Below are 24,117 nucleotides of genomic sequence, written 5' to 3'. Positions count from 1 at the left end.
GTGCGTGCAAAGCCCTGGGCCATGAATGCCAAGGCAAATTCGGGCGCATGGCGCTTCGCAGTCGATCGCGGCGGGACCTTTACTGATGTCGTCGCCGTGACTCCCGCAGGACGGCTGGTGACCGACAAGCTGCTGTCGGAGAACCCCGGCCATTACGACGATGCCGCGAGCGAAGCCGTGCGGCGACTGATGGACCGTCACGGGGTGGGCCCGATCGCCGAACTGCGGATCGGTACGACCGTAGCCACCAATGCGCTGCTCGAACGTAAGGGCGAGCGGTTGGCCCTCGCGATTACGAGAGGCTTCGGCGATGCGCTGCGGATCGGCAACCAGTCGCGCCCCGAGATATTCGCACGGCATATCCTGCTGCCCGAACAATTGCCCGCACGTGTCATAGAGATCGACGAGCGGGTCGGTGCCGACGGCACGGTTTTGACCCCGCTCGATGAAGCAGCGGCACGCGCTCATTTCGCTGCGCTGCAGGCCGACGGGTTCGATGCACTGGCGATCGTCCTGATGCACGGCTGGCACTACCGAGCACATGAGGAACGCCTCGCCGAGATCGCGCGCGAGGAAGGCTTCTCCCAAGTCAGCGTCAGCCACGAGGTCGCCCCGCTGATCCGCTTGGTTCCGCGCGGCGACACCACGGTGGTCGATGCCTATCTCTCGCCTGTTCTGAGGCGCTATACCGATGCCTTGCAGGCAGGCCTGCCGCAGACCGACAGCCTGCGCTTCATGCAGTCTAACGGCGGGCTGGCCGAAGTGGGCGCCTTCCGCGGGAAGGACGCTATCCTCTCGGGCCCGGCCGGCGGTGTGGTCGGGATGGTCGCGGCGAGCGAGCCGCTGGGCCATCGCAAGCTCATCGGGTTCGACATGGGCGGGACCAGCACCGATGTCACCCACTACGCGGGCGAATACGAGCTTACTGCCGACAGCGTGGTAGCCGGAGTGCGGATCGCCGCACCGATGATGCAGATCCACACGGTGGCCGCAGGCGGCGGCTCGATCTGCCGGTATGATGGTGGGCGCTTCCGCGTCGGCCCGAAAAGCGCAGGCGCCGATCCGGGCCCGGCTTGCTATCGCAAGGACGGCCCGTTGACGGTGACCGACTGCAACCTCTTTCTCGGCCGGATCGATCCAGCGTTTTTCCCGAGCGTCTTCGGCCCCGATGGCGACCAGCCGCTCGATCCAGCCGCGGCGCGCGCGCGGCTGGAAGACATCGCCGCTGGCCTGCCCGAAAACCGTTCGCTCGAGGACATCGCCGAAGGCTTCCTGGCCATCGCGGTCGACAACATGGCGAATGCAATCCGCAAGATCAGCGTCGCGCGCGGGCATGACGTCACCAGTTACGCGCTCGCCTGTTTCGGGGGAGCGGGCGGACAGCATGCCTGCCGTGTGGCCGATGCACTGGGCATGGGCACAGTGCTGGTCCATCCCCTGGCGGGGATCCTGTCCGCCTATGGCATCGGGCTCGCGCCGGTAAAGGCGATCCACGAGGTCAGCCTCGTGCGTCCGCTGACCGAAGGCTTCACCGCCGAACTCGGCGCGCTCGAAGCGGATAGCCGCGCCGCCCTTGCCGAACAGGGCCTCGCGGCTGACCAGATCGTTCTCGAACGCCGCGCCCGGCTGCGGTTTTCCGGCAGCGACAGCGTGCTCACGCTCGACTGCGAAGATCGCGCGGATATGGACACCGCGTTCCGCATGCTCCACCGCCAGCGTTTCGGCTATTCGGACGCCTCCGCCCCGATCATCGTCGAAGCGCTCAGCGTCGAAGCCAGCGGCACTTCGGGCGGGCTTGGCGAAGCGGTTGCCGAACCGGTATCATCGGGCACGGCTGCCACGGGCGGTTGGGAGACCATCGACCGCGCCGCAATGGTTTGCGGCGAACCGGTCGCGGGGCCCGTACTGGTCATCGATCCGGCCTCGACCACGGTGGTCGAACCCGGCTGGCAGGCGGAGCGGGCGGTCGAGGGTAGCCTGATCCTGAAGCGCAACGAACCTTTGGCGCGCAGCAGTGCGGCGGGGACCCTCGCCGATCCCGTCCGGCTGGAGATCTACAACAATCTGTTCATGGCCATTGCCGAGGAAATGGGCGTCGTGCTGCAATCCACCGCCACCTCGGTCAACATCAAGGAGCGCCTCGATTTTTCCTGCGCGCTGTTCGATGCGGCCGGCGAACTGATCGCCAATGCCCCGCATATCCCGGTGCATCTGGGCAGCATGGGCGACAGCATTGCGCGCGTGATCGAGGCCCGCAGCGAAGCCCGTGACGGTCGCGGGTTCAGGCGCGGCGATGCCTACATGCTCAACGATCCCTATCGCGGCGGCACCCATTTGCCCGATATCACGGTGATCGTCCCGGTGTTCTATGGCGAGGACAGCCGCGAACCCGATGCGTTCGTGGCCGCGCGTGGACATCATTCGGACGTCGGCGGGATCGCGCCCGGATCGATGCCCCCCGAGAGCCGGACGATCGAACAGGAAGGCGTGTTGATCGACAATATGTTGCTGGTCGATGAAGGCCACTTCTGTGAAAGCGACGTGCGCGAGCTGCTGGCATCAGCCCGCTATCCGGCGCGCAACCCCGATCGCAACATTTCCGATCTGCGCGCGCAGTTGGCAGCGTGCACCCGGGGGATGGAACTGCTCCAGGCGGCGGCGCGCGACGAGAGCGCAGAGGTCGTCTCCGCCTATATGGATCACGTGCTCGCCAATGCAGAGGAAAGCGTGCGCGGTCTGCTGTCCCGACTGGACGATGGCGAGTTTGCCTACCCGATGGACAATGGTGCGGTGGTCAAGGTCGCGATCCGGATCGATCATGCCAGCTGCTCGGCCGTGTTCGACTTCACCGGCACCAGCGACCAGCTGCCCGATAATTTCAACGCTCCCAAATCGATCACCCGGGCAGCCGCTCTCTATGTCGTGCGTACGCTGGTCGACGATGCCATCCCGATGAACGACGGGTGCCTGCGCCCGGTCGAACTGGTGATCCCAGAAGGATCGATGCTCAACCCCCGCCCCGGCGCCGCAGTGGTGGCGGGCAATGTCGAGACCAGCCAGGTCGTGACCGACACGCTGTTTGCGGCAACCGGCCGCCTGGCCCCCAGCCAGGGGACGATGAACAACTTCACTTTCGGCGACGGGACCGACCAGTATTACGAGACGATCTGCGGCGGTTCGGGCGCGGGTCCGGACCACGACGGCACCAGCGCGGTGCAGACGCATATGACCAATTCGCGGCTGACCGATCCCGAAATCCTCGAGACCCGCCTACCCGTGCGGGTCGATGCTTTCGCGATCCGCGCGGGGTCGGGGGGTGATGGCGAATTTCGCGGCGGCGACGGGGTGGAGCGGCGGATCACCTTCCTCGAACCGATGCACGCCAACATGCTCGCCAACCGGCGGGAGGTCGCGCCGCGCGGCATTGCCGGCGGGCATGATGCGGCGCCGGGACGCAACTGGGTGGAACGAGCGGACGGGTCGCGCGAGGATCTGGGGGCTACCGCCAGTGCCGAGATGCAGCCGGGCGATACTTTCGTGGTGCTGACCCCGGGCGGCGGCGGGTTCGGCCCGCCCCGCCCGGAGTAGCGTCAATCATCAGACGGCAGCGTCGCGCTTGACCGTGATCACCTGCGGATAGGTGAACTCCTTCAGCCCATCGATGCCGTATTCGGCGCCGAAGCCCGATTGCTTGTGCCCGCCGAAGGGCGCGAAGGGCGACAGCTGCATGAATTCGTTGATCCAGACGGTCCCGGTTTCGAGCTGCTCGGCGATCTCGACGCCCTTGTCGGTATCCTTGGTCCAGACCGCACCGGCCAGACCGTATTCCGAATTGTTCGCGCGCTCGATCACTTCGTCGACGCTGGCGAACTTCATCAGCGGCATGACCGGGCCGAACTGTTCCTCGGCCACGATGCGCGCATCCTCGGGCGGATTGTCGAGGATGGTAATCGGCACGTAATAGCCGGTGCCGGAAGGATCCTTGTCGCCGCCGGTGAGGAACTTGTAGCCATTGTCCTTGGCGTCCTGGATCAGGTCGAGCACGCGCTCGTACTGTTTCTTGTTCTGGATCGGCCCGACGCCCGTGCCCTGCTGCGAACCGTCACCGACGACCACGGTCTTGGCGTAGTCCGCGATCGCCTTCGACAGGTCGTCGTAGATATCCTCGTGGATGTAGATCCGCTTGGCCGCGATGCAGACCTGGCCAGCGTTGGAGAAGCTCGACCAGAACAGCTGTTCGGCGACCTTTTCGACATCCGCATCGGGCAGCACGATCGAGGCGTCGTTGCCGCCCAGTTCCAGCGTGATGCGCTTGAGGTCGCCCGAGGCGCCTTCCATGATCTTCTTGCCCGTCGCGGTCGAACCGGTGAAGGTGATCTTGTCGATATCGGGATGCTCGGTGATCAGCGGGCCGAGCGTGTCTTCGCCGGTGATGATGTTCACCGTGCCCGCGGGCACGACATCCTTGATCAGTTCGGCCACCCGCAGCGTGGTGAGCGGCGTGAAGGGCGACGGTTTGAGCACGATGGTGCAGCCCGCGACCAGCGCCGGGACGATCTTCTGGATCGCCATCATGATCGGGAAGTTCCACGGCACGATGCCGCCGACCACGCCCACCGGCACGCGCCGCGTGCGCGACAGGCGGGTATCGTCGTCCTGGTTGATCACATCGTCAAGCGTGAGCGTCGACTGGGCGGCGGCGAGGCCCGCCGCGCCGTAGATTTCCTGCTGTGCCTGCGCATGCGGCTTGCCCTGCTCGCTGGTCAGCAAGCGGTAGAGCTCGTCGGCATTCTCCTTGATCGCAGCGGCGATCCCCTGGACGACCTGCTGCCGTTCTTCGGCGGTGGTCTTCTTCCACTGGGTGAAGGCGCGGCGTGCAGCTGCAACGGCGCTGTCGAGTTCTTCCTTGCCGCAGGACGGCACACGGCCGACGACCTGCTCGGTGGCGGGGTTGAGCACCTCGAGCCATTGGCCGTTATCGACCATCTTGCCGTCGATCAGGTTCTTGTAGTCGGTCATGTCTCTCTCCTCGCGCAAATCTGGGATTCGTCCCTTGGCATCACACTGTCGAAATTCGTTGCTCGATGCAACGGGTCTTGCGGTGCGGCGCCAAATTGGAGAGAGAGGCGCCGAAGAGGAGAGCAATGCAGACCTTCGTTACCGAAGCCGTCGATTGGCCCGAGACCGCGCCGGACCTGCGCGAACAGGTGCGCGCGCTGGTGGCCGCGCATGGCGAGCGCGACCCGGTCCGCCGTGCGAATTGCTGGACCAAGGCAAACCCGCAGTTCAGCAAAAAGCTGGGCGAGGCCGGGCTGCTCGGCATGACCTGGCCCAAGGAATACGGCGGGCATGAACGCAGCCAGCTCGAACGCTATGTCGTGATCGAGGAATTGCTTGCTGCGGGCGCGCCGGTCGGCGCACACTGGATTGCCGACCGGCAAAGCGGGCCATTGCTGTTGCGGCTTGGAAACGAGGAACTGAAGCGCCGCTGGGTGCCAGAGATCGCGCGCGGCGAAGCCTTCGCCTGCATCGGTTTGAGCGAACCGGGGTCGGGTTCGGACCTCGCCTCGGTCCGCACCACGGCACGGCGCGATGGCTCGGATTGGGTGATCGACGGGCAGAAGGTCTGGACCAGCGGCGCGCATGTCAGCCATTTCATGATCGCCCTGGTACGCAGCGAAGCGGGCAGCGAACGCCAGCAGGGCCTGTCGCAATTCGTCATCCCGATGGATACGCCCGGTGTGACGGTGAAACCGATCACCGACCTCACCGGCGCGCATGAGTTCAACGAGGTGTTCTTCGACGCCGTCCGCCTGCCAGCGCATGCATTGCTGGGCGAGGAGGGTGCCGGCTGGAAGCAAGCGACTGCCGAGCTCTCGCTCGAACGGTCGGGACCCGAACGCTATCTGTCGTCGATGGTGCTGTTCCTCGAACTCGTGCGCCATGCGGAAACTGCGCAGGATCCCGCGCTGGCCGAACTGGTCGGCAGGCTGGCCGCGGAAGCCTGGACCCTGCGGCTGATGAGCGCATCGGTCGCTGCCAAGCTGGCGCGCGGCGAAGACCCGGCGCTGGAGGCGACCATGGTCAAGGACCTCGGCAATTCCTACGAACAGGCGATCCCGCAGCTGGTGCAGGCCGCGGTCGATTGGGAACGCATCGATGCACAGGTCGTGCAGGCAGTCTGCTTCTACCTGCTGCAGGTCAGCCCGAGCTTCTCGCTGCGCGGGGGAACACGCGAAATCGTCAAGGGCATCATCGCCCGGGGGCTGGGACTACGATGAGCGACACCAGGCGCATGCTGGCCGAAATGGCCGATCCGCTATTTGCCGAACTGGGCGCGGATGCCACGATGGACCGTGACGGGGCCAGGCTCGAACAATTGGGCCTGCCCGCGCTGCTGATGCCCGAAGCCGATGGCGGTTTCGGCGGTGACTGGATGGACGCGCTGACCGTTTTCCGCCTCGCCGGCTACCACGCCTTGGCCATCGACCTGCCCGCTATGATCGTTGCCAAGACGGCCGGGGAAGGCACCGAAGCGCACTTCGCCCTGATGGCGTTCGCGCGCACGGCGCAGATCGCCGGCGCGCTCGATGCGGCGCTCGCGCTGTCGGTCGGCTATGTCAACGAGCGGCAACAGTTCGGCCGGCCGCTCGGCAAGTTCCAGGCCGTGCAACAGTCGCTCGCCGGATTCGCCTGCGAGGCGGCTGCCGCGAATTGCGCGGCCGTCGGTGCGGCACAGGCGCTTGAGCGCGGGGATGCCGGGTTCGAAATTGCCGCAGCGAAACTGCGCGCCAACCGCGCGGTGGAGGTGGGCACGACGGTCGCCCATCAGGTCCATGGCGCGATCGGCTTCACGCAGGAATACGGGCTTCATCCGCTGACGCGGCGGCTGTGGCAATGGCGGTCCGAATACGGAAACGACGCCTACTGGAGCAAGCGTCTGGGCAAGCTGGTGGTCGATGCGGGGGCCGATGCGTTCTGGCCCGGGCTGACCGCGCGAACCGACTAGGCCAGCGCAAGCACGCCGGTCAGGATGTTGCGCACCAGGTCGACTTGCCCGCGCGCGCCCGTCTTGGCGTAGATTTTCTTTGAGTAATAGCGCGCGGTTTCCACGGTCAGACCGTGCGCCTGCGCCGCCTCGGAGATCGAGAGCCCTTGCGCCAACGACCAGGCGAGCCGCGCTTCGGCGGGGGTCAGATCGAACAGATCGACCAATTGTTCGTGCCGGTCGGCGCTCGATGACCGGTCGCCGCGCAGATAGACCACTGCCACCGCCTCGCTTTCGCGAGCGAGCGCATCGATCCGCATCGGTGCCACCAGGATATCGATCCACGGATCCTGTGCCAGGTTGATGGCACGCGGTCGGTGGCGGCGGTCCCGCGCCATCGCTTTCGCCAGCGCGGTGAGTTGGCGATCGATCACGGGAGAAGATGGGACCAACCGGTCATACGGCCCCCGGCGCAGCACGCCCGAGCGTTCGAGCAAGCGCTCTGCCTGCGCATCCATATCGACGATGCGGCAACGCTGGTCCAGCGCGATCCAGCCGAAATTCATCCGCCGGAACGCCTCCGCACTGACCGAAGCGCGGTTGCGCTCGCGCTCGATCGAAGCGACGACCTGGAGCGCCACGCGCACATGCGGGACGAGCGCCGATAGCAGGCTGGCGACTTCGGCCCCCGGCGCGTTGTCCGCGAGCACGCACAGGGTGAGGTCGATGTCCGCTCCGCTCACGCGGACGGCGCGCAGGCCATCCTCGCGACCGTCCAGATCGCCACCCGAATAGACACGCGCCTCGCGCATTGCGGCAGTAACAGCCGCAATCGGGGCCCCGTCGCCCAAGGCGATATCGCCCCCCTCACCCGCCCTCGCCAGCCGGATCGCCGCACCCCGCGCGCTGCAGACGCGCCGCAACTGGCGGAGGAATGTCTGCCACATGGGTTGCTCGAACACCCCCGAATGGAGCGGCACGAGCAGGTCGGTCTCGCCGAGATTGGGAATCCGCATGCAAGCTTTTCTATCACCTCCCATTTGGGAGGTCTATCCTGCCGATCCGCTCCTATCTCTGGAGCAAGTGTTACGGAGCCCCACATGACCGAACCCCAGACCCTGACTCACCTTCAGCGGCTCGAGGCCGAGAGCATCCACATCATGCGCGAGGTCGCTGCCGAGGCGGACAGGCCGGTGATGCTCTATTCGATCGGCAAGGACAGCGCCGTCATGCTGCACCTGGCCAAGAAAGCCTTCTATCCCTCGCCACCGCCCTTCCCCTTGATGCATGTCGACACGACGTGGAAGTTCCGGGACATGTATGCGCTGCGCGAAAAGGCTGCGCGTGATGCGGGGATGGAACTGATCGTTCACCAGAATCCCGAAGCCGAGGAACGCGGGATCAATCCCTTCGATCACGGCCCGCTGCATACCGATATGTGGAAGACCGAGGGGCTCAAGCAGGCGCTCGACAAATATGGCTTCGACGCAGCCTTCGGCGGCGCGCGCCGCGACGAGGAGAAAAGCCGTGCGAAAGAACGCATCTTCTCCTTCCGCACGGCGACGCATGGCTGGGATCCGAAAAACCAGCGCCCCGAGCTGTGGAACATCTACAATGCGCGCAAGAAGAAGGGCGAGAGCATTCGCGTCTTCCCGCTGTCCAACTGGACCGAGCTCGACATCTGGCAGTACATCATGGCCGAGAACATCGAGATCGTGCCGCTCTATTTCAGCGCCAAACGCCCGACCTACGAGCATGAAGGCGGGCTGTTCATGGCCGACGACCTCGAACGGCTCGAGAAGGTGATGGGCTACCGGCCCGAAGTCACCGAACGCTCGATCCGTTTCCGCACGCTGGGCTGCTTCCCGCTGACCGGCGCGGTCGAGAGCAAGGCCGCCACCTTGCAGGAAGTGGTGCAGGAAATGCTGCTGACCACCACCAGCGAACGGCAGGGCCGCGTGATCGACAAGGACGCGGGCGACGCGTCGATGGAGAAGAAAAAGCAGGAGGGTTATTTCTGATGAGCGACCCCATCTACCGGACGGACGCGCTGATCGCGGACGACATCGAAGCCTATCTCGACCAGCACCAGAACAAGTCGATGTTGCGCTTCATCACCTGCGGCAGCGTGGATGATGGCAAATCGACGCTGATCGGCCGCCTGCTCTACGATTCGAAGATGATCTTCGAGGACCAGCTCGCCGCGCTCGAGAACGACAGCAAACGCGTGGGCACGCAGGGGCAGGAGATCGACTTCGCCCTGCTGGTCGACGGGCTTGCCGCCGAGCGCGAACAAGGCATCACGATCGACGTCGCCTATCGCTTTTTTGCGACCGAGAAACGCAAGTTCATCGTCGCCGACTGCCCGGGACATGAGCAATATACGCGCAACATGGTGACGGGCGCCTCGACCGCCGATTGCGCGGTTATCCTGATCGATGCGCGCAAGGGCGTGCTGGTCCAGACCAGGCGTCACAGCTTCCTGTGTCACCAGCTTGGCATCAAGAACCTCGTCCTGGCCGTCAACAAGATGGACCTGATCGACTACGATCAGGAAAAGTTCGAAGCGATCGTGGCCGATTACCGGAAATTCGCCGACAGCATCGGAGTTGAGGATTTCACGGCCATTCCCATGTCCGGCCTTGCCGGCGACAACATCACCACCCGATCCGGCAACACGCGCTGGTACGATGGTCCCGTCCTGATCGACCACCTCGAGACCATCGAGGTCAGCAACACCGCCAGTCAGGCCAAGCCGTTCCGCATGTCGGTGCAATGGGTCAATCGCCCCAATCTCGATTTTCGCGGCTTCTCCGGCCTGATCGCCAGCGGCACGGTCAAACCCGGCGACGAACTGCGTTCGCTCCCCTCGGGCAAGACCAGCACAGTGAAGTCGATCGTCACCATGGATGGCGACCTGGACCAAGCGGTTGCCGGCCAGTCGGTCACCATCACGCTGACCGACGAGATCGATTGTTCGCGCGGCGATGTTCTGGCCGCAGCCGACAGTCCGCCCGAAGTCGCCGACCAGTTCGAGACGACCATCGTGTGGATGGACGACGAACCACTGGTCGTCGGGCGTGCCTACTGGCTCAAGCTGGGCGCACAGATGGTCAGCGTGACCGTGGCGGAACCCAAATACGAGATCGACGTCAACAATCCGTCAGGCTCGGGGTCGCACCTCGCCTCGCAGACACTTCACCTCAATCAGATCGGCGTGTGCGAGATCACCACCGACCGGCGGATCGTGTTCGATTCCTATGCCGACAACCGTGCGCTGGGCGGGTTCATCCTGATCGACAAGATCACCCATCGCACGGTCGGCGCAGGCATGTTGCATTTCAGCCTGCGGCGCAGCCAGAACGTCCATTGGCAGCCGACCGACATCACCCGCGATCATCACGCAGCAATGAAGAACCAGACGCCGCGCGTGCTGTGGTTCACCGGCCTGTCGGGTTCGGGCAAGTCGACCATCGCCAACGAAGTCGAAAAGAAGCTGGCGCTGATGAACCGCCACACCTTCCTGCTCGATGGCGACAATGTCCGCCACGGCCTCAACAAGGATCTCGGTTTCACGGAAAGCGACCGGATCGAGAACATCCGCCGCATCGGCGAGGTGGCCAAGCTGATGACCGATGCGGGGCTGATCGTCCTCACCGCCTTCATCAGTCCGTTCCGCGCGGATCGCCAGCTGGTCCGCGACATGATCGACGCGGGCGAGTTCGTCGAAATCCACGTCGATACGCCGCTGGAAGTGGCCGAGGCGCGCGACGTGAAGGGTCTCTACAAGAAGGCGCGCGCAGGCAAGCTCAAGAACTTCACCGGGATCGACAGCCCCTATGAGCCTCCCGAAGACCCGGAGATCCGCGTCAACACGGTCGAAATGACTCCCGAGGAAGCCGCGGATTACATCATCGGCCGCATCCTGCCGCTCAAGTGACCATACGGCCGGGGCCCGGCGCGAAGTGGCCCCGGCCGCCGTGATCGAGCGGGCGAAAGCGTAGATTGCACGCGCTTCAGATAGGATTTGTCGAGCTTGCACTTGTCAAAGGCGCCACGCTTCGCGAAGACCTTCACCTAGCCGAATGGTCCGACCCGGTAGAAACTGGACGGGGAATTCCGAGCCTTAGCGGATGGAAACCGGAGCTTGAGCATATGAACCTCGAATTCACCCCTGAAGAGCAGGCCTTCCGCGACGAAGTGCGCGCCTTCATCGAAGAAAATTACCCCAAGCACCTTGGCGACGTGGGCCTGCGCGAAGACCTTTCGCGCAAGGATTTTCTCGCCTGGCACAAGGTCCTCGGCGAAAAGGGCTGGTCGGTTCCTGCCTGGCCGGTCGAGTATGGCGGCACGGGCTGGACGCCTACCCAGCGCTACATCTGGTCCGAGGAGAACGCGCGGGTCAATGCGATCATGCCGCTGCCGTTCGGCGTCTCCATGGTCGGGCCGGTGATCTACACCTTCGGCAGCGAAGAGCAAAAGGCGCGGCACCTCCCGGGCATCCGCAGCGGCGAAGTATGGTGGTGCCAGGGTTATTCCGAACCCGGCGCGGGTTCCGACCTTGCCTCGCTCAAGACCACGGCGGTGCGCGACGGCGATCACTACGTCATCAACGGCCAGAAGACCTGGACCACGCTGGCGCAATATGCCGACTGGGGCTTCTTCCTCTGCCGCACCGATCCGAACGCCGCCAAGCCGCAGGAAGGCATCAGCTTCATCCTCGTGGACATGAAGTCGCCGGGTGTCGAAGTGAAGCCGATCAAGCTGCTCGACGGCGGTTACGAGGTCAACGAAACCTGGCTGACCGATGTCCGCGTCCCGGTCGAAAACCTCGTGGGTGAAGAGAACAAGGGCTGGACCTATGCCAAGTTCCTGCTCGCTCATGAACGCAGCGGGATCGCCGGTGTGGCCCGCTCGAAGCGCGGCGTCGAAAAGCTGCGCGAAATTGCTGCCAACGAAACGCTCGATGGCGAACCGCTGATCGACGATCTGGATTTTGCCCGCAAGGTGAGCCAGCTCGAGATCGACCTCGCCGCGCTCGAGATCACCGAACTGCGCACGCTTGCAGGCGAGCAGGCCGGCAAGGGTCCGGGACCGGAAAGCTCGATCCTCAAGATCAAGGGCACTGAAATCCAGCAGCGCCTGACCGAACTCACGCTCGAAGCGGTCGGCAGCTACTCGGCCCCATATTACGGCAGTATCGCCAACGACACGGGATCGAACGAATACCCGATCGGCCCCGACTACGCTCACGATTCGGCGGCGACCTATTTCAATATGCGCAAGACATCGATCTATGGCGGATCGAACGAGATCCAGCGCAACATCATTACGAAAATGATCCTCGGGCTCTGAGAGCGCCGGACGGCACGGGAAAGGGACGACACGTGGATTTCAACTTCACCGAAGAACAGGACATGGTGCGCGACGGTCTTTCGCGCCTGGTCCGTGAACAGTACGATTGGGAAACGCGCCGCGCTGCTATCGAGAGCGATGCCGGATGGCGCCCCGAAATCTGGGCGCAGCTCGCCGAACTCGGCATTCTGGGCATGCCCTTCAGCGAAGATGTCGGCGGTTTTGGCGGCGGCGCGATCGATGCGATGATCGTCATGGAAGAATTCGGCAAGGGCCTGGTGGTCGAACCTTTCGTTCCCACCGTGGTCTGCGCCGGCGGCTTCCTCAAGCATGCTGGCAGCGACGCCCAGCGCGAGGAACACCTTTCGGCCATCATCGGCGGGGAACGTGTCTTCGCATTCGCCTATGCCGAGCCGCGTGGCCGCTACGATTATGCCGATCTCGAGACGACGGCGAAGAAAGACGGCGCCGGCTACGTCCTCAACGGCCACAAGGCCGTGGTCATCGGCGCCCCCTGGGCCAGCCATCTCGTGGTCACTGCCCGCACCGGCGGCGACCGCCGCGACCGCGAAGGCGTCAGCGTTTTCATTGTCGATAAATCGGCCGACGGCATCGTCACGCGCGACTATGAAACCGTCGACGGGCGCCGCGCATCGGAAATCTATTTCGAGAATGTCTCGGTCCCCGCAGATGCGCTGATCGGCGAAGAAGGTGCCGCGCTTCCGCTGATCGAGCAGGTCACTGACGAGGCGATCGCCGCGCAATGTGCCGAGGCCTGCGGCGCGATGAAGGTCGCGCATGCGATGACGGTCGAATATTCGCGGCAACGCAAACAATTCGGCGTGCCGATCGGCAAGTTCCAGGTGCTGCAGCACCGCATGGTCGACATGTATACCGCCTATGAGACCTCGGTCTCGCTGACCTATCTCGCCACGATCAAGCTCGATGCCGGCGAAAAGGAACGCAAGCGCACCGCCTCGGCGGCAAAGGTCGGCGTGGGCCAGGCCGCGCGCCTGATCGGCCAGGAAGCCGTGCAGATCCACGGCGGCAATGGCGTCACCGATGAATATGCGATCGGGCATTACTTCAAGCGCCTGACGATCTTCGAATCCGAATTCGGCAGCGTCGACCACCACCTGAAACGGCACGTTTCGCTTTCGTGACGGCGTGCGTGGATGATACACGCCCCATGAGCGGCGCGGCTGGCTTCCAGCCCGCCCTCCTGGGATGCGCCGCCGGCAAGTCATCATCCAATCATTGACCAGCGGCATTGACCGCTTCGGGCCCGCGGGCGAGAGATGTACAGCGGCACGGCTAGCATGCCGGTCCCTAGCTGCTGCTGTTGGCACGGCAACGGGCTGACGCTTCCCGGAACCACGACCTGATCACGGATGTCTCACGACAGACTGGGCTGACCGCCAGTCCACCTGCCCCTCGGCAGCATGGGCCAGGCGTCGGCCGGTCGGATGAATCAGGACAGGCGCCAGCGCGCCCCGGTGACAGCGCATGACACCGCTTGCACCTGCTCGGATAATCGTAAGAAAAATATCGGGAATTTGCTTCCGATTCCCGCTTTTGATAGCTTGGTTTCAAATAATAATAACACGAGTCGCAATCCGCTAGGTTTTGGGGATTGTCAGAAATGAACCCACATGGGGCTCCGCGGCTCGTCGAAACCGCTTTGCAGGCTACCCTTGCTGCTTCATCCCCGCCTGAGGCCGCTCTCGCCTGCGCGCGGAGGGGCCGCCGGTGGCTTCCCGAAAAGCCGCTGTGGCCGGATCGGCTCGGCGCCCCGGCTTTCCGCACCGTCTGGTACAGCATGGTCGGCGGGCGCGCATGCCGGCCCCCAAAGCCCGCCTCCTCCTGCACAATCTTCAATCGTGGGTTGACCGGACCAGCACCGGAACGAGGTCCCCATCGCCGATAGCGGCCCTCCCGCCGCGAGCGCGCAGCGATACAGCCGGTCAATGGGGAACGAGGCCTTACGCGTGAGAGGCATGAAGGGTTTGGTTTACCTTCTTTGCGATACTCAGACTCCCTAGGATGAGGTTCGGATGTCAACTTTAGGCGTGGATCGTTTGGGAGAAGTCGTCGAGCAGTCGGCGTCCGAGATCTACGTCTTCGCCGCGGATGACTTCCGCTTTATCCTGGTCAACAGGGGTGCGCGCGAAAACCTCGGCTATTCGTTGGCAGAACTCAGCGAAATGCACCCCTGGGACCTGAAGCCGGAGTTTTCCGAAGAAGAATTCAAAGCCTTCGTCAGTCCGCTGTTATCCGCAGAAGTTCCCAGGCTTTCCTTCGAGACGGTCCACGGCCGAAAAGACGGAAGCACTTACGAAGTCTCGGTCTCGCTGCAATTGATCCAATCCCAGGGCGAGTTCGTTTTCTTCGCAGCGATCCGGGACATTTCCGAATTCAACTCGATCAGGGACCGCCTCGAACGGACCAGCTCCCGGCTGGATGCCATCCTGAACAACACCAGGATGGCCATCTTCATGATGGATGAGCAGCAGAACTGTTCTTTCATGAATCGCGCTGCCGAAGAATTGACCGGTTACAGTTTCGAAGAGGCGGTCGGACGGTGCCTCCACGGCCTGATCCATCACCAATACCCCGACGGGTCGCCCTTCCCGATCGAAGAATGCCCCATCGACCGGGCGTTTCCCGAACGCCACCAGATTAGCGGCGAAGACATGTTCGTCCACAAGGACGGCAATTTCTACAACGTCTCCTACACCGCTTCTCCGATGGTCGATTCCAGCGGATCGACAGTCGGGACGATCGTCGAGGCGTTTAACATCGACGTGGTTGTTGCCGCGCGAGACGAACTGGCCAAGTCGCATCGCAGGCTGGAACGAAGCGTCAGGACATTCCAGCAAGCGGAAAAAATCGCGCAGCTGGGTTCATGGGAATTCGACGTCGAGACGCAGTCGCTGACCTTTTCCGATCAAGCCTACAAGATCATGGGGCTGGATCAGCAGCGTCCGATGACGCTCGACGATACCCTCGAGTTTTACTCCCCGCATGAACGCGAGCGCGTCGAAGCGCTCTATCTGGAGTCCCGCCGGACAGGGAAGAACCTCGATTTCACCGCGGAGATCGTGGGCCGGGGGGGCCAAAGACGACAGGCCCGGATAATCGCGGAGTTCGTCGAGAATGCCAAGGGCGGCAAATCCATGATGATCGGTACTGTCCGCGATATTACGGAAAAGCTCCAAGCGATGCTGGACCTGCGCTATGCGGCCAGTCACGACGATCTGACGGGCCTGCTCAACCGCAATGCGTTCGAAGCGCGTGCAGTCGAGCGCCTGAAAGATGCCGCGGCGATCAATTGCACCTTCTACGCGATGCTGTTCGACCTTACCGGCTTCAAGTTCGTCAACGACACTTTCGGCCATCAGACGGGCGACAAGCTCTTGCGGCGAATTGCGAAGCAAATCGAAGACGCCGTACCCGCAAACGCAATCCTGGCCCGGTGGGGCGGCGACGAATTCGCGGTGCTCAGTCCGCTATCGATGTCGGAGGACGAGGTTCAGGACTTCGCCAGCAACCTGCTGCTGACGATCGAAGAGGCGGTCGACCTGGGAGAGGGCGGCGTCGGTGTCGGCGCGACATGCGGCATTGCGGAGAGCACGGCGCTCGCATCCCTCGACGCGCTGATCCACAAGGCCGATCTGGCGCTGTATCATGGCAAGGCACGCGAACCGGGAACGGTCCACTTCTACAACTCGTCCATGGAACTGCCGCATGTCGAGCGTAGGCGGGCCATAGAGACCGTAACCCAGGCTCTGGGCGAGGACCGGGTGCAGTCCGGGTACCAGCCGATCATCCAGATCACCGACAACCGGCTTATCGGTTTCGAATCGCTCATGCGACTGAAAACCGCAGACGATACGCTGATACCGGCATCCGCCGTCATTCCCGCGATCATGGACCCCATCCTTTCCCGCCAGATCAGCGTACGAATGTTCGAGAACGTATCGCGCGATCTCCCGAGCCTGATGGCCGCGCATGGCGGAGTGCAATATGTCAGCATCAATGCCACCGAAGCCGACCTGATAAGCCGCGACTTCGTACCCCGCGTGTTCGAGGCGCTGGAGCGACACCACATCAATCCGGCATGGGTAACGCTGGAAATTACCGAAACCATGCTGATGGTCAGCGACAACCAGAATGTGAAAAGCGTTCTGGACCAATTGAGAAGTCGCGGGATCAGGATCGCCCTCGACGACTTCGGCACCGGCTATTCCTCGCTCACCCATCTTCGCGATTTCCCGATCGACCGGGTCAAGATCGATGCCTCTTTCGTACGCGACATATGCACTTCGGTGATGTCCAAGAACATCGTTCAGGCCATGGTCGTGATGAGCCGCAGCCTCGGTATCGAGGTGATCGCTGAAGGCATAGAAACCGAAGAGCAGAGAAGGACCTTGCTCGAGATTGGCTGCTATTACGGGCAGGGTTACCTGTTCAGCCCTGCCGTCCCGGTGGACGAAGCCTGCGCGCTTCGGTTCGGATATTCGGACAAGGAAACCGCCTGACCGCGCGACTTCCCGGCCGCTCCTGCTCCCGGATTGCCAGCGCGTCAGTGCTCGCGTCAAACTGTCCCCGCCGCCCGGCTTTCTAAGTGATAATCCTAGGGTGTATCGGCCCTCCGATTTTCTATTGGCGTCTCGCCGAACAGACGAGGGCGCCGTGCAGATCGCTTATTACCAGCTCGAAGGAACTGCAGTCATAATCGACACCAGGCATTCCCTGCCGTGGTGCTGGCGGGATGGTCAGTGGACCAAGGCGTCCGATTTGCTGGATGCGTGCGCGGCGGCCGGAACCGAGCTTGCCCGGGCGGACTTCTTCCGGAGGTTCCCTGGGGCGGCGCTGCAGATTTCGACCCTACCCCTGTCGGACTAGACCACTCGCCGCCGTGCCGGCAATGTCCGACGTGGCGGGGTGATCGGCCAAATCACTTGGCAACACGGCGGGCGGAGCCGCAACGCTCGCGCGCAAATGCCGGACCACGCTCGCGCTTCTTCTCGTTCATCCGGCGATGCAGCTGGAGCGGGCTGGGCGCTTTTCGGCCTCGGCCGTGAATGGTGCACCATTTTTCATTTACGGATATAAACGCACATGTTCGGGACGCCATACCGGACAAAGCTGGGCTCCTATGAGATTCTCTGGGCCGCTTGCGGATGGTCCGCTTTAGGGCGGCGACCTCGGCTATTCCGTCGCTCATACGGGATGGCGTAGGGAGCATCTCGCCCACGGCATTCCCTCCCCACAGCCCACCTCTCATGTAAGCAAGAATGTGCGGGCCAAGCAACCTCCCGCTCAGGCCCTGCCGGTTCAAGTGTTGCCTCATGGCTCCGCGGCTGATTCGGACCGATAGTTGTGAGGTAAACATGTCTCGACCGTCCGTAACACCATCTTTCTCTCAACTGCTACGCGCGTTCTGGCGTATTGGGCTGCTCAGCTTCGGCGGGCCAGCGGGATAGATCGCACTGATACACCGCGAACTGGTCGAAGAGCGTGGGTGGGTCAGCGAGGACGATTTCTTGCACGCCCTCAATTTCTGCCACTTCCTGCCGGGGCCGGAAGCGCAGCAGCTCGCCACCTGGGTCGGGTGGCGGCTGCACGAATGGCGGGGCGGGCTGGCGGCGGGGCTGCTGTTTGTCATCCCCGGTGCCATCATCATCCTTGGACTCAGCATGCTTTATGCGGTCGCTGCCAATCTCGACTGGTTCGAGGCGCTCTTTGTTGGTGTGAAGGCAGCGGTGCTGGCAATCGTGCTGCAAGCCCTGATCCGCATCGCCGGACGCGCGCTCAACACACATTTCAAGCAAGCGCTGGCAATAGCAGCCTTCGCCGCGCTGTTCCCGTTCGACCTGCCGTTTCCGGTTGTCATCTTGGTCGCAGGGGGCCTTGGGCTGGCGATCGCCCGCGTGCAGCCATAGTGGCTGGCGGTATCGGCCAAGCCTTCCACGATCGCGACGGGATCGCGACCGTGGCGGGCGACATTGTAATCCATCGCCATCTGGGCGCTTATCTGGGCAGCGCCGATGGTCCTTATCTTGGCCACGCTGGGGCCTAACCACGTCCTGTGGGACATTGGGACGTTCTTCTCACAGCTTGCCGTGGTGACATTTGCCGGTGCCTATGCGGTGCTCGCCTATATGGCGCAGGAGGCGGTGCAGGGTTTTGGCTGGTTGCAGCCGGGCGAGATGGCGGAGGGCCTAGGCCTTGCCGAGACGACGCCGGGGCCGCTGATCATGGTGACGCAGTTCGTCGGGTATCTCGCCGCATATCGCGCGCCCGAGCCGTTCACTCCGCTTTTTGCCGGACTGTTGGGAGCCGGGCTGACGACCTGGGTGACCTTTGCGCCTTGCTTCCTCCGGATCTTCGCCTTCGCCCCGTGGATCGATCGGCTGGGCCATGCCGTGCGCATCAAGGGCGGGCTGGCGGCCATAACCGCGGCGGTCGTGGGCGTTATCGCGAACCTTGCAGCCTGGTTTGCAATCCACGTGATTTTCGCCGCGGTGGGCGAAGCGCGGCTTGGACCCGCGCGGATTTATCTGCCGGATTGGGCAACGATCGACTGGCGGGCAGCGCTGCTGACCGCGCTCGCCTGTGGTCTGGTCTTTCTGGCAAAATGGTCGGGGGTGCGGGTGCTGGCAATCAGCGCCGTTGGCGGACTGATCCTGTCCGTCTTGTGATCGGGATCACAGTCGCACGGCAAATTGGCCCAGCGCCCAGACCATTGCGAGGTAGAGCAGCACCGTCATCGCGCAGCCGATGGCGAGAGCCGGCCAGAATGCCACGCCGCGAGTCAGCATGACCGGAATGGCGAAGAACATCGGCAAGCTCGGCAGGACGAACCAGAAGGTGGCGAAGGCGTGCTCGGCCATGCGCGCGGTATCTCCGGTATCGCGCCACAGCCAGATCATCCCCAAGACCGAGATGAGCGGCAGCGAAGCGATCAGGGCACCCAGACCCGGAGCGCGGCGGGCGACCTCGCTGACGATAGCGATGATGATGCCGGACAATGCCGCCTTGAGCAGAAAATATCCCATCGCGCTTTCTCCTACTAGCTGGCCGGTTCTGGCTCAGCCGCCGTGCTGTCATCCTTGCGCCGCATGCGTTCGCGCAATCGACCTACGCCCCATCCATCCCGTGTCACCTTGAGGTAGATGGCGGGTAGCACCAGCATGTTGAGAACTGTCGAACTCGTCAGACCGCACAGGATCACGATAGCCATCGGAGCTTGGATTTCGCTGCCCGGTTCGCCCATCGCGATGGCGAGCGGGACGAGCGCCAGCCCGGCGGAGATGGCGGTCATCAGGATTGGCACGAGCCGTTCTTCCGCCCCGCGCCGCACGGCTTCTGCCAGATCGGTCACGCCCTCGACCGCCTGAAGGTGCTTGATGTGCGTCACCATCATCACGCCGTTGCGCGTGGCGATGCCGAACAGCGTGATGAAGCCGACAATCGTCGCCACCGACAGGACGCCGCCGGTCAGCCAGAGGCCGACCACACCCCCCACCAGCGCGAGGGGCAGGTTGATCATCACCAGCGCCGCATCGTTGGACGAGCGGAATGCCTGACGCAGCAATAGGAACATGCTGACCAGCACGATCAGGCCCAGCGCCAGCAGTGTGCGCGTGGCGCTGGCTGCGCTTTCGAATTGTCCGCCAAGCTCGATGTGCGAACCTTGCGGAAGGTCGATGCCTTCGAGCGCGGTCTCGACGTCGGCCACCACGGCCCCCAAATCGCGGCCGGAGACGTTCGCCATGACGAGCTGCATTCGCTCCACGCTTTCGCGCGTGATGGCGTTTGGTCCCTGATCGCGGACAACGTCTGCCACCGCGGCAAGGGGGAGCAACTGTCCGTCGGGAGCGGCGAGCAGCATGTTCTCCATCTGCCCGGCTTCGTTGTATTGCGCTGGGTTGTAGCGCACCACGACATCGGTGATGACAGGCCGCTCGACCAGCTGGCCCACCTCGGCCCCGGCAATCGCGGCCTGGATCGCGCCTGTCACATCCTCCACCGCGAGGCCGTAATTGGCGAGGTCAGCGCGGCGAAGACGCACGCGCAGGTAGGGAACGCGGCTCTGCGTGTCCTTCTGCACGTCGACCGCGCCGGGAATTGTCGAGACGGCACTTTCTACCTGCGTCGTGATCGTCTGCAACGTGTCGCTATCGGGTGCGAAGACCTTGATCGCGATATTGGCGCGCGCGCCTGACAGGATGTGGTCGATCCGGTGTCCGATGGGCTGGCCGAAGATGGCTTGAACGCCGGGCACTGCACCTACCGCGCCACGAAGGGCGGAGACGAGCTCTTCCCGGTCGCGCCCGTCCTCGGCCAAGGTCGCCTCGATTTCGGAAGCGAAGACTTCCTGCGCGTGCGGATCGCCGGGAGCGCGGCCAGTGCGGCGCGCTGTGGTCAGCACTTCGGGCTGCGAAAGCAGCGCCGCCTCGACCTCGCTCGCCGCGCGGTCGCTGTCCTCCAGGCTGGTGCCGGGAAGCGTGGTGACGTTGACCGTCAGCGAGCCTTCGTTGAATTCGGGCAGGAAGGACCGGCCCGCCAGCGCGATGCCGATTCCGGCCGCAACGATCATCACCAGCGAGGCAACGGCGAGCACTTTCCAGCGGTCCAGCCAGCGCGACAGCACGCCGTCATACCAGCTCTTCATGCGGATGACCCATTTCGGCTCGTTGCCGACGTCCTCGGGCTTGCGGCTGAGCAGGTCGAAGCTGAGCGCCGGGGTCAGCGTCAGCGCCACGGCGAGGCTGGCCAGCAGTGATACGCCATAGGCCAGCGCGAGCGGTTGCAACAGCCTGCCTTCGATGCCCGTCAGGCCGAATATCGGCAGGAAGACGAGCAGGATGATCAGCGTCGCAAAGATGATCGCACCCTGCACCTCGCTGGTGGCGGCGGCGACGACCTTGATGTCGCTTTCTCGCTCGCCTTCCGGCTTCTCTCGCTCCAGCCGCAATCGTCGGACCACGTTCTCGACCACGATGATCGCATCATCGACCAGCATCCCGAGCGCAATGGCGAGCCCGCCCAGCGTCATCGTGTTGATCGTGCCGCCGCCTGAATTGATGACGATGATCGCGCTCACCACCGAAACGGGGATTGCCGCCAACGCCACCGTGGTCGCGCGCCAGCTGACCAGGAAGATGAAGACGATGATCGCGACGAGGACCAGCCCCTCGATCAGCGCGGTGGTGACGTTGTCGACCGAGCGCTGGATGAAGTCCGCCTGGCGGAACACCTGCGTTTCAAGCACCATGCCTTCAGGAAGGGTGCGCTGGATCTCGGCGAATACGGTGTCGAGCCGGTCGGTCAGTTCGAGCGTATTGGCTCCGGGCTGTTTCTGGATGGCGAGGATCACGGCAGGTTCGCCGTTGAAGGCCCCGGTGCCGCGCTTCAGACCTTCGCCGATGCGGATCTCGCCCACTTCGCGTGCGAGCACGGGCAGGCCGCCCGTCTCGCCAACGACGACGTTGCCGAACTCCTCCGCGCTGGCAGCACGACCCACGCCTTCGATCAGCAGTTCCTGCCCATTCTCGACGACGACGCCTGCGCTCTGGTTGGCGCTGGCGTTGGTCATCGCCTCGACCACCTGATTGAGGCCAATGCCGCGCGCCGACAGCCGTGCCGGATCGACCAGCAGCTGCACCTGGCGCTCGTCCCCGCCGATGGTCATCACTTCGGCAATGCCGGGGACCGACATCACGCGGCGGCGCACGATCCAGTCGGCGGTGGATTTGAGTTCCATCGGGCTCGCCGTGTCGGACCGCATGGCGACGAACATGATCTCGCCCATCACCGAGCTGGCGGGCGTCATGTGCGGCGGCGGAACGTCGTCGGGCAATTCGTCGGTGGCGGTCTGGAGCCGTTCTGCCGTCACGCGCCGCGCCTGTTCCGGCTCGGTCGACCAGTCGTATTCCATCGTCACGACGGCAAGGCCCGTCGCGCTGTTCGAACGGATACGTCGCAAGCCCGGTGCGCCGTTCAGCGAGGTTTCCAGCGGGATGGTGATGCGCTGCTCGACCTCGGTCGGGGTATAACCGCCAGCATCGACCACTACGGTGACGGTCGGCGCGGTGAGGTCGGGCAGCACGTCGACCGGCGTGCGCATGGCAGTCCATGCCCCGAACGCCGTCGGCAACAGCGCGATGGCGTAGACCGCGATACGGTTTTCGAGGCTCCAGCGGACGAGACGTTCAAGCATTGTCCGGCCCCTCAGTGCGCATGGCCGTGGCCGAATGCGCCGGGCGTTGCCGCCGCCGCACGAACGGCCGAGGCGCCTTGCGAAACAACGCGTTCGCCAGCCTCGATCTGGCCTTCGACGGCCACGCGGTCATCGCTGCGGGACAGCACTGTCACCGCGCGGCGCTGGAACGTCTCGCCAGCAAGCATGACGTAGACGACGTCCTGCCCGCCTTCGTTCAGGATGGCCCCCGCCGGAATGGTCAGCCGCTCTGTGGCGGTGCCGGTGCGCAGGCTACCCTGCAACCGCTGACCGGGGCGAACCGCGCGGCTGTTCCAGGCGAAGATGACCGGCAGGGTGCGGGTGGCGTGATCGATAGCCGCGCCGCGCTGCACCAGCGAGACGTCGCCGCGACCAAGGGAGATAATTTCACCCGGCAGGTTCAAGTCGATGCCCTGCGGACTGCCAACCTGCGCGGCAAGGCTTTCGGGAACACGCGCCACCAGCCACAGCGCAGCGGGATTGCCGATACGCATGAGCTGTTCGCCGCCTTGCACCCCCTTGCCCTGCACGAGCGAGCTTTCCAGGATCTCTCCAGAAATCGGCGCGACGACGGGCACACCGGCTCCGCCACCGGCCACGGCATTGCGCCGCTGCCGCGCCGAACGCAGCTGCGCTTCGGCAAGCCGCAGATCGGTCCGCGCCTCGTCCAGACGCCGGGCGGGAACCGCTTCGGCTTCGACGAGGCTGTCCATCCGCGCAACCTCGCGCGCTGCCGCATCGCGGGCGATCGACGCCTCGTTGCTCGCAAGTTCGAGTGTGGCGACATCCTCGCCCCCGCCAAGTGTCGATGAAATGCTCGCCAGCGTCTGCCCGCGGCGGACATTGCTGCCCGAGGAATAGACACGCGGCGCGCGCACGATGCCATCGACAGGCGCGGAAACGATGGCCTCGGCCTGCGGTTGCATCTGCACGTCGACCGTCACCGGCACGGTTTCGGCAAGCTCTTCCATCGTGGCAGGGGCGGTCATGAACGGGATGCGCCACTGCACTTCCTTGGTGAAGGCGATGGCGCCTTCGATCTCTGTTTCGGGCGGGGCCGCTTCTGCCCCTTCCTCGCTGGTCGCGTAGACGGTGACTTCGCCAAGATCGTGCGAGGAGACCCCGCGCGGATTGTCCAGCACGAGGCGCAGCCGCGCCTTGCCGCTTTTGGAAGCGGTCAGCAGCGGGCGGAATATCCCTTCGACATCGCTCGGCTCGGCTTCCGCCGTGTCGGTCGAACCATCGGGCCAGGTTAGTTTTGCGGTCAGGGTCCCGTCGGTCACCGGATCATAGCTGTCGAGCCAGGTCAGGTGCGCGTCGAACCGGCGGTTCTTGCCCATGACCAGCGGCCTGTATTCGACGAACAGCTCGGTCGTCTCGGTAAAGTCGGTGACCACGATCCCGCCGCCTCCGTGCCCATGCGCCTCTTCAGCGGGCGCGTCGGCACCGCTGCCGCAAGCGGCCAGCGACAGGGGCGGGAGGGCAGCAAGGCAAGCTGCGAGCAGGCGGGATCGGGTCATGG

15 protein-coding genes are annotated in these 24,117 nt (G+C 64.0%); 10 read left to right on the top strand and 5 right to left on the bottom strand.

Features of this window, described 5'->3' with window-relative positions; all coding sequences use genetic code 11:
* The first annotated feature begins 21 nt into the window (after positions 1-21).
* Positions 22-3,588 carry a hydantoinase B/oxoprolinase family protein gene (locus WKH79_RS13750; RefSeq protein WP_341859187.1) on the top strand — a complete coding sequence of 1,189 codons (3,567 nt, stop codon included), beginning with the start codon at positions 22-24 and terminating at the stop codon, positions 3,586-3,588.
* A gap of 9 nt (positions 3,589-3,597) precedes the next feature.
* On the opposite strand, the gene WKH79_RS13745 is transcribed toward WKH79_RS13750, so the two are convergent.
* Complete coding sequence (locus WKH79_RS13745; protein ID WP_160767471.1) at positions 3,598-5,019, bottom strand: aldehyde dehydrogenase family protein; 1,422 nt, start codon at positions 5,017-5,019, stop codon at positions 3,598-3,600.
* A gap of 125 nt (positions 5,020-5,144) precedes the next feature.
* On the opposite strand from WKH79_RS13745, the gene WKH79_RS13740 reads away from it, so the two are divergent.
* Positions 5,145-6,281: an acyl-CoA dehydrogenase family protein gene (locus WKH79_RS13740; protein WP_063511687.1), complete on the top strand. Its 1,137-nt coding sequence runs from the start codon at positions 5,145-5,147 to the stop codon at positions 6,279-6,281.
* A complete protein-coding gene (locus WKH79_RS13735; protein ID WP_341859186.1) occupies positions 6,278-7,009 on the top strand; it encodes an acyl-CoA dehydrogenase family protein in 732 nt (243 codons plus the stop codon). Before WKH79_RS13740 ends, WKH79_RS13735 begins: the two co-directional genes overlap by 4 nt.
* On the opposite strand, the gene WKH79_RS13730 is transcribed toward WKH79_RS13735, so the two are convergent.
* Positions 7,006-8,004, bottom strand: a complete 999-nt coding sequence (locus WKH79_RS13730) for a helix-turn-helix transcriptional regulator (protein WP_341859185.1) — start codon at positions 8,002-8,004, stop codon at positions 7,006-7,008. The two genes, WKH79_RS13735 and WKH79_RS13730, sit on opposite strands and share 4 nt — an antisense overlap.
* An 84-nt stretch (positions 8,005-8,088) precedes the next feature.
* Between WKH79_RS13730 and cysD the strand changes: the two genes are divergently transcribed.
* From cysD to WKH79_RS13695, 7 genes are all read left to right on the top strand, one after another.
* Positions 8,089-9,009, top strand: coding sequence for a sulfate adenylyltransferase subunit CysD (cysD, locus tag WKH79_RS13725; protein ID WP_341859184.1), 921 nt, complete (start codon positions 8,089-8,091; stop codon positions 9,007-9,009).
* Positions 9,009-10,928, top strand: a complete 1,920-nt coding sequence (gene cysN / locus WKH79_RS13720) for a sulfate adenylyltransferase subunit CysN (RefSeq protein ID WP_341859183.1) — start codon at positions 9,009-9,011, stop codon at positions 10,926-10,928. Before cysD ends, cysN begins: the two co-directional genes overlap by 1 nt.
* 215 nt (positions 10,929-11,143) lie before the next feature.
* Positions 11,144-12,343 (top strand): acyl-CoA dehydrogenase family protein, encoded by a 1,200-nt coding sequence (locus WKH79_RS13715; RefSeq protein ID WP_341859182.1) that lies wholly within the window; start codon positions 11,144-11,146, stop codon positions 12,341-12,343.
* A 32-nt stretch (positions 12,344-12,375) separates the two neighbouring features.
* A complete protein-coding gene (locus tag WKH79_RS13710; protein WP_341859181.1) occupies positions 12,376-13,506 on the top strand; it encodes an acyl-CoA dehydrogenase family protein in 1,131 nt (376 codons plus the stop codon).
* A 906-nt stretch (positions 13,507-14,412) separates the two neighbouring features.
* Positions 14,413-16,884 carry an EAL domain-containing protein gene (locus WKH79_RS13705; RefSeq protein WP_341859180.1) on the top strand — a complete coding sequence of 824 codons (2,472 nt, stop codon included), beginning with the start codon at positions 14,413-14,415 and terminating at the stop codon, positions 16,882-16,884.
* 948 nt (positions 16,885-17,832) lie between these two features.
* Positions 17,833-18,291, top strand: a complete 459-nt coding sequence (locus tag WKH79_RS13700) for a chromate transporter (RefSeq protein WP_341860132.1) — start codon at positions 17,833-17,835, stop codon at positions 18,289-18,291.
* A gap of 117 nt (positions 18,292-18,408) precedes the next feature.
* Positions 18,409-19,050, top strand: coding sequence for a chromate transporter (locus WKH79_RS13695; RefSeq protein ID WP_341859179.1), 642 nt, complete (start codon positions 18,409-18,411; stop codon positions 19,048-19,050).
* Between the two features lie 6 nt (positions 19,051-19,056).
* Here the strand turns inward: WKH79_RS13695 and WKH79_RS13690 are convergent, their stop codons facing one another.
* The 3 genes from WKH79_RS13690 to WKH79_RS13680 are packed head-to-tail and all read right to left on the bottom strand — an operon-like array spanning position 19,057 to position 24,115.
* Positions 19,057-19,407: a DUF3147 family protein gene (locus tag WKH79_RS13690; RefSeq protein ID WP_341859178.1), complete on the bottom strand. Its 351-nt coding sequence runs from the start codon at positions 19,405-19,407 to the stop codon at positions 19,057-19,059.
* 14 nt (positions 19,408-19,421) lie between these two features.
* Positions 19,422-22,574 (bottom strand): efflux RND transporter permease subunit, encoded by a 3,153-nt coding sequence (locus WKH79_RS13685; RefSeq protein ID WP_341859177.1) that lies wholly within the window; start codon positions 22,572-22,574, stop codon positions 19,422-19,424.
* Positions 22,575-22,585: 11 nt separating this feature from the next.
* Positions 22,586-24,115: an efflux RND transporter periplasmic adaptor subunit gene (locus WKH79_RS13680; RefSeq protein WP_341859176.1), complete on the bottom strand. Its 1,530-nt coding sequence runs from the start codon at positions 24,113-24,115 to the stop codon at positions 22,586-22,588.
* Positions 24,116-24,117: the final 2 nt, after the last annotated feature.

This window comes from Qipengyuania sp. GPGPB31, from assembly GCF_038396345.1.
GTDB lineage: Bacteria > Pseudomonadota > Alphaproteobacteria > Sphingomonadales > Sphingomonadaceae > Qipengyuania > Qipengyuania citrea.
The sequence above is the reverse complement of the archived record's forward strand: the minus strand, read 5'-3'. Positions and strand labels throughout refer to the sequence as shown.